This window comes from Caldimonas sp. (genome assembly GCF_046289365.1).
In the GTDB taxonomy this organism is placed as follows: Bacteria; Pseudomonadota; Gammaproteobacteria; order Burkholderiales; family Burkholderiaceae_C; genus Caldimonas.
Map to the genome: position 1 here is coordinate 1 of NZ_JBKBVU010000088.1, position 12,717 is coordinate 12,717.

Annotated in this window: 13 protein-coding genes and 1 tRNA gene; 1 reads left to right on the plus strand and 13 read right to left on the minus strand. The window is 66.7% G+C overall.

Annotated features, from left to right (window positions below; translation table 11 throughout):
• A partial coding sequence (locus ACK42S_RS10245) for a LapD/MoxY N-terminal periplasmic domain-containing protein (RefSeq protein ID WP_409706614.1) occupies positions 1–869 on the minus strand: 869 nt, incomplete at its 3' end.
• Between the two features lie 25 nt (positions 870–894).
• Positions 895–1,533 carry a transglutaminase-like cysteine peptidase gene (locus ACK42S_RS10250; RefSeq protein WP_409706617.1) on the minus strand — a complete coding sequence of 213 codons (639 nt, stop codon included), beginning with the start codon at positions 1,531–1,533 and terminating at the stop codon, positions 895–897.
• A gap of 294 nt (positions 1,534–1,827) precedes the next feature.
• On the opposite strand from ACK42S_RS10250, the gene ACK42S_RS10255 reads away from it, so the two are divergent.
• The gene (locus ACK42S_RS10255; RefSeq protein WP_409706620.1) at positions 1,828–3,696 is read left to right on the plus strand and encodes a TolC family outer membrane protein; all 1,869 of its coding nucleotides are present in this window, start codon (positions 1,828–1,830) and stop codon (positions 3,694–3,696) included.
• 48 nt (positions 3,697–3,744) lie between these two features.
• Here ACK42S_RS10255 and ACK42S_RS10260 read toward each other — a convergent pair whose 3' ends face one another.
• From ACK42S_RS10260 to thrS, 11 genes are all read right to left on the minus strand, one after another.
• Positions 3,745–4,224: a DUF6152 family protein gene (locus ACK42S_RS10260; protein ID WP_409706623.1), complete on the minus strand. Its 480-nt coding sequence runs from the start codon at positions 4,222–4,224 to the stop codon at positions 3,745–3,747.
• 16 nt (positions 4,225–4,240) lie between these two features.
• Positions 4,241–4,660 (minus strand): hypothetical protein, encoded by a 420-nt coding sequence (locus tag ACK42S_RS10265; RefSeq protein WP_409706626.1) that lies wholly within the window; start codon positions 4,658–4,660, stop codon positions 4,241–4,243.
• Positions 4,661–4,805: 145 nt separating this feature from the next.
• Positions 4,806–4,882: transfer RNA gene (locus ACK42S_RS10270), tRNA-Pro, on the minus strand.
• A gap of 28 nt (positions 4,883–4,910) precedes the next feature.
• Positions 4,911–5,399 carry a MerR family transcriptional regulator gene (locus ACK42S_RS10275; RefSeq protein ID WP_409706628.1) on the minus strand — a complete coding sequence of 163 codons (489 nt, stop codon included), beginning with the start codon at positions 5,397–5,399 and terminating at the stop codon, positions 4,911–4,913.
• Positions 5,400–5,435: 36 nt separating this feature from the next.
• Positions 5,436–5,777 carry an integration host factor subunit alpha gene (locus tag ACK42S_RS10280; RefSeq protein ID WP_409706631.1) on the minus strand — a complete coding sequence of 114 codons (342 nt, stop codon included), beginning with the start codon at positions 5,775–5,777 and terminating at the stop codon, positions 5,436–5,438.
• A gap of 75 nt (positions 5,778–5,852) precedes the next feature.
• The gene (pheT, locus tag ACK42S_RS10285) at positions 5,853–8,273 is read right to left on the minus strand and encodes a phenylalanine--tRNA ligase subunit beta (protein ID WP_409706634.1); all 2,421 of its coding nucleotides are present in this window, start codon (positions 8,271–8,273) and stop codon (positions 5,853–5,855) included.
• A 38-nt stretch (positions 8,274–8,311) separates the two neighbouring features.
• Positions 8,312–9,349 (minus strand): phenylalanine--tRNA ligase subunit alpha, encoded by a 1,038-nt coding sequence (gene pheS / locus ACK42S_RS10290; RefSeq protein ID WP_409706637.1) that lies wholly within the window; start codon positions 9,347–9,349, stop codon positions 8,312–8,314.
• Positions 9,350–9,504: 155 nt separating this feature from the next.
• Complete coding sequence (rplT, locus tag ACK42S_RS10295) at positions 9,505–9,864, minus strand: 50S ribosomal protein L20 (protein WP_409660318.1); 360 nt, start codon at positions 9,862–9,864, stop codon at positions 9,505–9,507.
• A gap of 25 nt (positions 9,865–9,889) precedes the next feature.
• Complete coding sequence (gene rpmI, locus ACK42S_RS10300) at positions 9,890–10,093, minus strand: 50S ribosomal protein L35 (RefSeq protein ID WP_047195226.1); 204 nt, start codon at positions 10,091–10,093, stop codon at positions 9,890–9,892.
• A gap of 122 nt (positions 10,094–10,215) precedes the next feature.
• On the minus strand, positions 10,216–10,764 hold the full coding sequence (infC, locus tag ACK42S_RS10305; protein ID WP_409706643.1) for a translation initiation factor IF-3: 549 nt from the start codon (positions 10,762–10,764) through the stop codon (positions 10,216–10,218).
• Between the two features lie 80 nt (positions 10,765–10,844).
• Positions 10,845–12,717 (minus strand): threonine--tRNA ligase (gene thrS / locus ACK42S_RS10310; RefSeq protein WP_409706640.1); only part of this gene is annotated, 1,873 nt, incomplete at its 5' end.

The window sequence follows — 12,717 nt, forward strand, 5'->3', positions numbered from 1 at the left end:
ATCAGCCGATCGGTCTCCCGCCGTCCCAGGCGGGCGTTGAGCCCGGCCAGATCGAGCAGCCGCACCAGCACCAGCGCCCCCTGGGGCGCAGCGTCGTCACGCTCCAGGGCGAGCTCGAAGGCCGTGAGGAAATGCTGGCGCTGCCACAGCCCCGTCAGCGCATCACAGCTGGCCTGGCGCCGCAAGGCGTCCACCTGCCGGGCCTGCTCCTCGAACGCCTGCCGTACCCGTTGGACCATCGCGTTCATCGCCCGCGTCAGGCGCCGCAATTCGGGCACCCTGGGTTCTTCCACGGTCAGATACCGGCCATCGACCAGGGCCTGGGCCTGCCGCACCGTCGAACCCAGCGGACGCCGGATGCCCCCCACCATCACGTGCCCGGCCAGGCCGGCCAGCACCCCCACCACCGCCAGCCACACCCCGGCCTGCACCGTCGCACGCCACAAATCGCGGTAGGCATAAGCCGCATGGCTGACCACACGCACCGTGCCGATCGCGCGCCATCCGTCCGACACCTGGGCCGTCCCCGGTTCGGAGTCCAGGGGCACCATCCGCACGAACCATGACGGCGCCTGCACCGCCACCTCGCGCATGTGCCGCTCCACCACCCGCCCATCCACCCCGCGCAGGCTCACCTCCTGGTAGTGCCCCGTGTCGAACTGTGCGGCCACCAGCAACTCCATCAGCTCCCAGTCCCCGCCCTGCTGTGACAACGACAAGGCCAGCGCTGCAGCGTTGTCGCTGTTTTTTACGCTCAACTGCGTCTGCACGTAGTGGCGTGCCGAAACGATCGTCACGGCGAAACTGCCGGCAAACGCCAGCACCACGGTGGCCACCACCACCAGCCACACCTGTCGGATCAGCGACATGCGCGTCCTCCCCCCGTTGCATCCTTCATGGCAGAAAACCCTCCTGGGCGGCCTTGAGCAGCACCTCGCGCCAGCGCGACAGGCGAGCCACAGGATCGCCGGCCGACACCGGTCCCACCCCCTGCCACAGGCCTTCGGTGTTGAAACTGAACACCGGCGTGAGATCCGGGCGGCGCGAGGCCGGCCGGATCTCGTCGATCAGGTTGTCCAGGATCAGCGGCTCGGCCTGAGGTTGCGCATAGTAGGCCAGGACCATGTGCGCCTGACTTACTCCCGAGGCCCCCCCGATGCGTGCTCGCACATACACCAGTCGCATGCGCTCGGCAGGGACACCGGCGGCCAGCAGCGTGAAGTACTTGGCGATCGCGAAGTCTTCGCAGTCGCCCGCCCCCTTGGCCAGGGTTTCGAGCGGGCTGGCCCAGTGATCCCCTGCCGCCCAGACCTCGCGGTCATCCCGGAAGCTCACACGACGATTGAAGAAGCGGTTGACCTCTCCCAGCGCCTGATCGGTATCGCGCAGATCCAGCAGACCCATCATCGACAGCAAGGCTGCGGCCCCTTGCTCGGCCTGAGGTCCCAGCGCCCTGGCCGAGCGTTGCAGACGCTGCGCATCGGGTGCCGACAAAGCCCAGGCCATCAGACCGGCAGCCAGCAGACCGGCCATGCTCCGCCATGCGGCCCACCCTCCTCGGGCGTGCCGTCCAGGGGTGCAGGACTTGAGAACACTGGCAGACATGGAGCCGCAAGCCTATCGTGTTCCGGCCCCGCCCAGCCGGGGAGGAGCCCCTCAGCAGCCCCTCTATTTCCCCGGGACTGGCCAGGCCCGCCCCCCGGTGGCCGAGAGACCACACGCCGGTCGAAAATTTTCGTGACGGATTCCACGAACCCCCCTCAAGCAAGGGGGGTGCATCATTTTCATGATCGATAGACTGCCCCGGCCCTCCACTGTCGAAGTCCCATGACACGCACACCGCTTCGTTTCGCCATGGCCTGGCTCCTGGCTTGTACCGGGGTCCAGGCCCAATCCCCTGGCCCGCTGCCCGCCCCGCTGCAGGACGTGGCGCGCCAGGCCGTGCAGAGCAACCCCGAGGTCGCCGCACGCCTGAACGCCTACCGTGCCGCAGGCCATGAGAGCGATGCCGCCCGCGCCGCTTATCGCCCGCGGCTTGACCTGAACGCCAATGCCGGCCGTGAGCGGGACCGTTTCGACAACCGCACCCCGGCCACCGACACGCTCGACCGCACCGGTGTCAGTCTGTCGCTCACCCAGGTGCTCTGGGATGGCCTGGCCGGTCACCACGACCGACGCCGCGCCGACCACAGCCGGCTGGTGCGCTACTTCGAACTGGTCGACACCACCGAGCAGATCGCCCTGGAGGCCCTGCGCGCCTACTACGACGTGGCCCGCTACCGCGAGCTGGTCCGCCTGGCCGAGGACAACTACGTCCAGCACAAGGCCTTTTTCGACCAGATCCAGTCCCGCTTCAAGGCCGGTGTGAGCCGCGGCGTGGATCTCGAACAAGCCGCCGCCCGCCTGGCCCTGGCCGAGTCCAACCTCAACACCGAGGTGGCCAACCTGCACGATGTCACTGCACGCTACCTGCGCATCGTCGGTGCGCCGCCCCGACAGGCGGGGCCGGCCGTCACGCTCGACCAGATCCCCCTGCCCGACAGCGCTCAGGACGTGCTGACGGCGGCGCTCGGTCGCAGCGCCGCCATCTCCGCCGCCGTCGAGAGCCTGCGTGCCGCCCGCGCCCAAGCCTCGGTGCGCGAGGCCGCCTACCAACCCCGTGTCGAGGCCCGGGTGCGCACCGGTGCCGGCCACAACTACGAAGGCCTGGCCGGCCAGAAGCGCGACACCATCGGCGAGATCGTCCTGAACTGGAACCTCTACAACGGCGGTGCGGACCACGCCCGGGTGCAACAGGCCGCACGCCTGATGGACCAGGCGGCCGACCAGCGCGACGCCGTGTGCCGCGGGGTCTGGCAAACGGCCAGCATCGCCCACAACGACACCCGCAAGCTCGTCGAGCAGCTCCAGTACCTCGATGCCAACCAGATCGCCATCGAGAAAGCCCGCGATGCCTATCGGCGCCAGTTCGACATCGGCCAGCGCAGCCTGCTGGATCTGCTCAATGCCGAGAACGAGCTTTACACCGCGCGGCGGGCCTACGCCAACGCTCGCCACGATCTCGACGTGGCGCGGCTGCGCACCCGTGCCGCGATGGGCGAACTCCTGCCCGCGCTGGGCCTGAGCCGGCCGCTGGACGAGGCCGCACCCGATGCCGGCTGGAGTGCCGCAGACGACGGGGCACAGCGCTGCCCCATCGTCACCCCTGCCGTCGAAGTCACCCCTCGCTCGGAACTCGACGAGCGTGCCCGCAAACTGATGAGCAGCAGCGCCGCCCCGGTCCCGCAGCCCCCCGTGGCCGCACCGGCCCCGCCAGCGGCCGCCCCGTCAAGCACCGCACCGCAGCCCGAGGGCGACAAAATCTCCAACGTGCTGCGCCAGCTCGATGGCTGGGCGGCGGCCTGGCGCGCGAAGGATCTGCCACGCTACATGGGCTTTTACTCACCGCGCTTCCAGCCCACGACGATGAGCTACGACCAATGGGTCGCCCAGCGCCGCCAGCGCGTGACCAAACCCGGGCCCATCGGACTCGTGCTCGGACCGGTACGCACCCGCGCCCTGACGCCCGACACCATCGAAACCGCCTTCGAGCAGACCTACACCTCGCTGGACTACAGCGACAAGATGCACAAGGTGCTGACCTGGCGTCAAGAAGACAGCTCGCAGTGGCTGATCCACCGCGAGACGAACCGCTGAGGCTTGGCGCGCTCGGCCGCCCGAAACCGGGCCGTCGCCCCTTCCATCTCACACCGGCGATGAGCGCAAACCATACACCTTGCCGTCCAGGAAGAGGTATTCCGCCCGCACGAGCGGCGGGCCCTGCTCGCCCTTGAAGCCAAACCCCACCACCTCCACAAAGCCCCCCACGGCAGGTGGCGTCAACTGCCACTGATTCAGACGGAACAGCGGGGCCAGTTCGATCTCCCAGCGCGTGTCGCGCCGCGTTGGCACCACGGCCCGGGCCAGCAGGCCGGCGCCGTCGACCGCAGCACTCTGGCGCGGCAGTTCGCGCCGTGCCAGATCCTGCGGCACGGTCAAGCCCTCGGGCCGCTCCAGCACCAATTCGGCATGCGGATTGCGCCAGCGCACCTCCACCATCCGGCCTGCCAGATACAGCGGCCGGTCCTGATCGAAGCTGCTCCAGCCGTGGTGCGCCTGCACGGTACGCCCCCACAGACCCCCGGCCAGCATGGCTCCTGCGCCCAGGACATCTCGTCGTTTCATGCGCTCGCTCCTTTCGTCACCAGTAGGCGATCCAGCGTCCACAGGCCACCACCAGCAGCCAGATCAGCGTCGACACCCCCATTGACACCTTGGCCGCCGCGTCCAGCCGTTCGAGCGAACGCCGGGTGTGGAACCAGGCGGCATTCAGGCCGGCCAGCACCAGCAGCAGCATCTTGACTAGGAAGGCCCGGTTGCCCAGGAGTTCCGACGCCTGAGTGCCGAACATCAGCAGGCCGGAGCCGGCCGCCAGCGCGAACCCGCTCAGCGCCAGGCCAAGGCTCAACCGCGCCAGAGCCGGTACCGGCAAGGCACGAGCACCCCCCCACACCCGCACTTCCAGAGCCAACAGATTGCCCAGCAGCAAGGCGATGCCCACGATGTGCACCACTTCGAGCATGGGATAAGCCCAGGGATGGGCCGCCAGCGCCGCGAACATACTCAGCGGACCCGGCCGCACTGCGCGCGCGGGCGGTCGTCGTTTCCTTCCTTCATGGACGACGACTTTAGCCAAGCCGCGAGGCCAGCCGCACGCCCAAAGCAAAAAGCCCGGTGCCTTGTGGACACCGGGCCGTTGCGTTCAATGGTCGGGGTGGCGGGATTCGAACTCGCGACCCCTTGCACCCCATGCAAGTGCGCTACCAGGCTGCGCTACACCCCGACGAAGCCTTGTATTATAGACAGAAAATTCACTCTTGTGCCAGAAGCGCACGAATCGATCGCAACTCCTCGCGCAGCTGCTGCAAGCTGTAGGGCGAGCCGGCACCGAGGGTCGGCTGTGGGGCGGACGCCGGCGACACCGTAGCCTGGGCTGACGCGTCTGGCATCACCGCGTCCATCGCTGATGCTGCTGCCGGTGGCGGCCCGGCACGGCTGTCCAACCCCTCGGGCACAGTGGTGGCCGCCGGGGCGCGGCCAGGCAGTCCCATCTCTGCGAGCCGGTTGCGCGCCCCGCTGATCGTGAAGCCGTGTTCGTAGAGCAGTTCGCGGATGCGGCGAATGAGCAGCACCTCGTGGTGCTGGTAATAGCGCCGGTTGCCGCGCCGCTTCATCGGCTTGAGCTGCGTGAACTCCTGCTCCCAGTAACGCAGCACATAGGGTTTGACGCCACACAGCTCGCTGACCTCACCAATGGTGAAGTAGCGTTTGGCAGGAATGGCTGGGAGCGCCTTCTCCATTGAAAATCAATGAGATCGCAGGGGAAAGCTCAGACTTTACTCGAAGTCCTCTCCTGATGGGGGCTCGCCTTGCACGAGGCCCTTGAGCTTGTGACTGGCGTGGAATGTGACCACATTGCGCGCCTTGATCGGGATGGACTCGCCAGTGCGCGGGTTGCGTCCGGGCCGCGGCGCCTTGCGCCGGATCTGGAAGTTGCCAAAACCCGAGAGCTTCACATCCTCGCCACGGCTCAGGCTGGCATGGATGATCTCGAAGAAGGCCTCCACCATGTCCTTGGACTCGCGCTTGTTCAGCCCCAGGCGTTCGAACAGCAGGTCGGCCAGTTCGGCCTTGGTCAAGGTCGGCGTCTCGATCACCGGCAGGATCACTCGGTCCATCACATCCTCCATCCTTCCAACGTTGCGTGGGGGGCGGCCCGGACCTGGGCCTGCCCGGCACCAAGCGGCCTGGGCTCAGGCCCGCAGCCTCGCGCCCAGGCGCTGCGCCAGGGTGTCGACCACCGCCCGCACGGCGGCATCGATGCGCTCGTCCGTCAGGCCGCCGCGCTCGTCCAACAGTTCCAACCGCAGGGCCAGGCTGCGCTCTCCCTCCCCGATCTCCGGCGTGGGGTTCTTGGGCCGGTAAACATCGAACAGCACGGCCTGGCGCACCAGCCCGTCGGCCGGTGCCTCGGCCACGGCCTGCATCAATGCATCGTGCGTCACCCCTTCGCGCACGATGACCGCGATGTCGCGCAGCACCGGCTGATGACGCGCAATCGGCCGGTAAGCCGGCAGCGCGCGCTGCAACAAGACCTCGGCCTCCAGCTCGAAGACCACCGGCGCGAGTGGCAGCTCATAGCGCTGGCGCCAGCGCGGATGCAACTCCCCCACATGGCCGACGCACCGGCCATCGACCAGCACACGCGCACAGCGCCCCGGATGCAGGGCCGGGTGCTCCGCGGGTTCGAAGCGGGCCTGGCGAGGCGCCAGCAGGGTCTCCACATCGCCCTTGACGTCGAAGAAATCGACCACGCGCTCCTCGTGCCCCCACTGCAGCTCGTCCACCGGGCCGTAGGCCAGGCCACTGACGAACAGCGGCTGACGCAGACCGGCCACCGTGGTGTCCGATTCGGCCACCGAAGCATCACGCAGGAACACCTTTCCGGCCTCGAACACGCGCACCCTCGGCGCCTTGCGCGCCAGATTGAAACGCAGCACCTGCACCAGGCTGCCGATCAGGCTGGAGCGCATCACGCTCAAGGGCGCAGCGATGGGGTTGAGCAATTCGATGGGATGCTCATTGCCGGCAAAGTCGCGTTCCCACTGCGGTTCGACGAAGCTGAAATTCAGCGTCTCCTGGTAGTCCAGCGCGGCCAGGGCGTGGCGCACCGCATGCAGGCTGCGGCGGGCCTCCGAACGCACCTTCGCCACCGTGGGGGCCAGGGGCGGCGTGTCGGGCAGCCGGTCGTAGCCCAACACGCGAATCACCTCCTCGATGAGGTCTTCCTCGATCTGCAGGTCGAAGCGCCAACTGGGGGGCTGCACAGTGAGGCGCCCCGGTTCCTGTGTGACCTGCAGTCCGAGGCGCTCGAACACGCCGGCACAGTCCTCCTGTGTGACCGGCATGCCAATCACCTTGCAGGCCCGCTCCACACGCAGCGTCACGGGGGCCCGCTCGGGCAGACGCAGCACATGGTCGTCCATCGGGCCAGCCTCACCACCGCAGATGTCCAGCACGAGCTGCGAGATGCGCTCGATGTGCTCCACCGTCAGTGCCGGATCCACGCCACGCTCGAAGCGATGCCCGGCATCGGTCGAGAAGTTGTAGCGGCGCGAACGGCCCGCGACGGCCTTGGGCCACCAGAAAGCCGCCTCGACATAGATGTTGCGCGTCTGGTCGGAGGTGGACGTGCGCTCGCCCCCCATGATGCCGGCCAGCGATTCGACCGCCAGCTCATCCGCGATCACGCCGACTTGGGCGTCCACCTCGATGGTGTCGCCATTGAGCAGTTCCAGTCGCTCGCCCGGGCGACCCCAGCGCACCGTCAGTCCGCCGTGGATCTTGTCGAGATCGAAGATGTGCGAGGGCCGGCCGTACTCGAACATCACGTAGTTAGAGATGTCCACCAAGGCGTTGACCGAACGCTGGCCGCAACGCGCCAAGCGCTCGACCATCCAGGCCGGCGTGGCCGCACGCGGGTTCACGTTGCGGATGATGCGGCCCGAAAAGCGACCGCACAGGTCCGGTGCCTCGATGTGTACCGGCAGCCTGTCCGAGTGGCTCACTTTCACGGGCGGGAAGACCGGTTGCTTCAACGGCGCGCCCGTCAGCGCCGACACCTCGCGCGCGATGCCGTAGACGCTCAGGCAATGCGCCAGGTTCGGCGTGAGCTTGAGCGTGAACAGCGTGTCATCCAGCGCGAGGACGTCCCGCAGGTTGCGCCCCACCGGCGCATCCTCGTCCAGCACCAGCAACCCTTCGTGATCGTCGGAGAGCTTGAGCTCGCGTGCCGAGCACAGCATGCCCTGGCTCTCCACGCCGCGCAACTTGCCGAGCTTGATGCGCAAGGGCTCGCCACCGTCGTGCGGCGGCGGCAGCTCGGCGCCCACGAGGGCACAGGGCACCTTCAGCCCCGCGCGCACGTTCGGCGCACCACACACGATCTGTAGCATCTGCCCCGTGCCGGCATCGACGCGGCAGACGTTCAGCCGATCGGCATTGGGATGGCGCTCCACCTCCAGCACCCGGGCCACCACCACCGAGGAGAACGGCGGGGCCACGGGGCGCAGATCCTCCACCTCCAGGCCGGCCATCGTCAGCAGTTCGGCCAGGGCCTCGGTGCTCAGCGGCGGGTTGCAGAACTCGCGCAACCAGGACTCGGGAAATTGCACGTCGTCTTCCTTGCAGACAGAGTCGAACGATGGACGGGTCAGCGGAACTGCGACAAGAAACGCAGGTCGCCGTCGAAAAACAGGCGCAGGTCGTTCACGCCGTAGCGCAGCATGGCCAGGCGGTCGATGCCCGAGCCGAAGGCAAAGCCGATGTAGCGCTCAGGGTCCAGGCCCATGTTGCGGATCACCTGCGGATGCACCTGGCCCGAGCCGGACACCTCCAGCCAACGGCCCTCCAAGGGCCCGCTGCCGAACATCATGTCGATCTCGGCGCTCGGCTCGGTGAATGGGAAGTAGCTGGGCCGGAAGCGGATGCGCATGTCCGTGGTCTCGAAGAACTCCTGCAGGAAGTTGACGTAGACCGACTTCAGGTCCTTGAAGCTCACGTTCTCGCCCACCCACAGGCCCTCGACCTGATGGAACATTGGCGAATGGGTCGCATCGCTGTCGACCCGGTAGGTCCGCCCCGGAGCGATCACGCGAATGTCCGGGATCGGACGGCCCGCATCGAGCAGCGCCTGGTGGCGCTTGACATGCTGCACCGCATGCCGGATCTGCATCGGGCTCGTGTGGGTACGCAGCAAGTGGCCGCCCTCCACGTAGAAGGTGTCGTGCATCGAACGGGCCGGATGGTCCTGCGGCGTGTTCAGCGCCGTGAAATTGAACCAGTCCGACTCGATCTCCGGCCCGTCGGCCACGTCGAATCCCATCGAACCGAAGATCGCCTCGATGCGCTCCATGGCCCGGGTCACGGGATGCAGGCCAGCCGGACCACGGCGGCGCCCCGGCAGGCTCACGTCCAGAGCCTCGGTGCGCAACTGGCGTTCCAGCTCAGCATCGGCCAGGGTCTGCCGGCGGGCGTTGAGCAGGGCCTCGACCCGCTGCTTGACCTCATTGATGGCCGCTCCGCGCGTCTTCTTCTCCTCGGGCGGCAGTGCGGCCAAGCCCCTGAGCAGCTCCGTCAGACGGCCGGACTTGCCCAGGTAGCGGGCCTTGGCGTTCTCCAGGTCGGCCGGGGTCGGGGCGGCGTCGAAGTCCGCACGGGCGCTGTGGACCAGTTGTTCGAGCTCGTTCATGCGTGGATGGCGTCAGGTTCCGGTGCCGGGCTCGCCAGGCAAGCCCTGCGGCAATAAAAAAAGGCCGAACCCGGTGTCGGCCTTTCCGGCTGCCCGGCCTCCAGGCCGGGGAGCTGCAATGTCGGGCCCGCACCCTTGCGGACCCATCACGGCAATCAAGCAGCGAGTTGAGCCTTCACCTTGTCGACGATGCTGCCAAAAGCCGCCGGATCGTGCACGGCCAGATCGGCCAGCACCTTGCGGTCGATTTCGATCGCCGCCTTCTTGATGCCGTTCATGAACTTGCTGTAAGTCAGACCGCGCTCACGCACCGCCGCGTTGATGCGGGCGATCCAGAGCTGGCGGAATTCGCGCTTCTTGGCGCGACGGTCACGGTAGGCATACTGCCCGGCCTTCATCACCGCCTGTTTGGCGATGCGGAAGACGTTCTTGCGACGCCCCCGGAAGCCCTTGGCCAGGGCCAGGACCTTCTTGTGACGAGCGCGCGCGGTGACACCACGTTTGACGCGAGGCATGTGCTTTCTCCTTCAACCCGAGCGTTTACAGACCAGCAAAGGGCATCATCTGAGCGATGTGACCCATGTTGGTGTCGTGCACGTTGACCGCGCCGCGCAGTTGGCGCTTGCGAGTGGTCGACTTCTTGGTGAGGATGTGGCGCTTGAACGCCTGACCGCGCTTGACGGTGCCACCCGGGCGAACGCGGAACCGTTTGGCCGCGCTCTTCTTGGTCTTCATCTTGGGCATGACTGCTCCTTCTTCGTTGTGCCCGCAAGGCGCCGCGAACCTTTCGCGGGCTTGTCGGCCCCGGGCCACTTGCCCCGGCGTGGCGACCCACCACCGCCGGGCTGCCGATCACCCGAGGGTGATCACTTTTTCTTCTTCGGCGCCAGGATCATGATCATCTGGCGCCCTTCCAGTTTGGGCATGTTCTCGACCACGCTCACATCGGCCAGGTCATCGCGCACGCGCTCGAGCAGCCGCATGCCGATCTCCTGGTGCGTGATCTCGCGTCCGCGGAACCGCAGCGTCACCTTGCCCTTATCGCCATCTTCGAGGAAACGACGCAGATTGCGCAGCTTGATCTGGTAGTCGCCCTCGTCGGTGCCGGGGCGAAACTTCACCTCTTTGATATCGATGACGTGCTGCTTCTGCTTCGCCTCGTGCGCCTTTTTCTGCTCCTGGTACTTGAACTTGCCGTAATCCATCAGGCGGCACACCGGAGGGTTCGCCGTGGCCGCGATCTCGACCAGATCGACATCAGCCTCAGCGGCCATGCGCAAAGCCTCAGCGAGGCTCACGATGCCCAGCGGCTCGTTGTCAGGCCCGTTGAGCCGCACCTCGGGCGCGGTGATCTCACGGTTCAGGCGATGCTTGCGCTCCGCGTTCGGGATGCGACGGTCAAGAAAAGTAGCGATGGTTCAAATCCCCAGGGGCCAGACCCCAATAACAATCACACACGCACCCTGCGGCCACGGGGGTGGAGCCCCACCCCGCGTCACAGCTTCTGGGCAATGTCGCTCGCGATCTTCTGAATGAAGGTATCGAGGGCCATCACACCGAGATCCTGGTTGCCTCGGGCGCGCACCGCGACGGCTCCGGACGCCTTTTCCTTGTCACCCACGACAAGGATGTACGGAACCTTCTGCAAGGAATGCTCGCGGATTTTATACGTGATCTTTTCGTTACGCAAATCGGTCGCGATCCTAAGTCCTTGTTTTTGCAGCGTTTTGGCCACTTCCCGGACATAGTCGGCTTGGGCGTCGGTGATGTTGGCCACCACCACCTGCACCGGCGCCAGCCACACCGGCAGTGCCCCGGCATGCTGCTCGATCAGGATGCCAATGAAGCGCTCCAGGCTGCCCACGATGGCCCGGTGCAGCATCACGGGTGTGCGACGCGAGCCGTCCTCGGCCACATACTCGGCCTCCAGGCGCTGGGGCATCGAGAAATCCACCTGTATCGTGCCGCACTGCCACTGGCGCCCCAGGGCGTCCTTGAGCGTGTATTCGATCTTCGGCCCGTAGAACGCCCCGTCGCCCGGAGCAATCTCGAACTCGCAGCCGGCCCTGCGCAGGCTTTCCATCAGGGCATGCTCGGCTTTGTCCCAGGACTCGTCCGAGCCGATGCGAGCCTCGGGCCGTGTGGCCACCTTGTAGATGATCTGCTCGAAGCCGAAGTCTTTGTAGACCTTTTGCAGCAGGGCCGTGTAGGCCACGCATTCGTCGAGGATCTGGTCCTCGGTGCAGAAGATGTGGCCGTCATCCTGCGTGAAGCCGCGCACCCGCATGATGCCGTGCAGACCGCCTGTGGGCTCGTTGCGGTGGCACTGGCCGAACTCGCCATAGCGCAGCGGCAGGTCGCGGTAGCTCTTGATGCCCTGCTTGAAGATCAGCAGGTGGCCCGGGCAGTTCATGGGCTTGAGCGCGTAGTCGCGCTTTTCGCTTTCGGTCGTGAACATGTTGTCCCGGTACTTGTCCCAGTGGCCGGTCTTCTCCCACAGCGTCCTGTCCAGGATCTGCGGGCCCTTGACCTCCTGGTAGCCGTTGTCGCGGTACACGGCACGCATGTACTGCTCCACCTGCTGCCACAAGGCCCAGCCCTTGGGATGCCAGAACACCAGGCCTGGTGCATGGTCGTCCAGGTGGAACAGGTCGAGTTCACGACCGAGTCGGCGGTGGTCGCGCTTCTCAGCCTCCTCGAGCATGCGCAGGTACTGCTCGAGTTCTTCCTTCGTGGCCCAGGCCGTGCCGTAGATGCGCTGCAACTGCTCGTTGCGGTGGTCGCCCCGCCAGTAGGCGCCCGCCACCTTCATCAGCTTGAAGTGCTTGAGCTTGCCCGTACTGGGCACGTGCGGGCCGCGGCACAGGTCGGTGAAACGGCCTTCGCTGTAGAGCGACACTTCCTCGCCGGCCGGGATGCTCGCGATGATCTCGGCCTTGTAGTGCTCGCCCAGGCTTTTGAAATAGGCCACCGCCTCGTCGCGCGGCACGACCTTGCGCTCCACCGGCTCATTCTTCCTGGCCAGCTCGGCCATCTTCTGCTCAATGGCGGCCAGGTCTTCCGGCGTGAAGGGGCGCTTGTAGGCGAAGTCGTAATAGAAGCCGTTCTCGATCGTCGGCCCGATGGTCACCTGGGCGTCAGGGAACAGCTCCTTCACGGCATAGGCCAGCAGATGTGCCGTGGAGTGGCGCAGGATGTCCAGGCCGTCGGCATCCTTGTCGGTGACGATGGACAGGGGCACGTCCTGACCGTCGATCACGAAACTGGTGTCGACCAGTCGGGCCTGCTCACCGCGCCCGACACGCCCGGCCAGCGCGGCCTTGGCCAGGCCAGGACCGATCGATGCGGCCACTTCGGCCACCGAGACC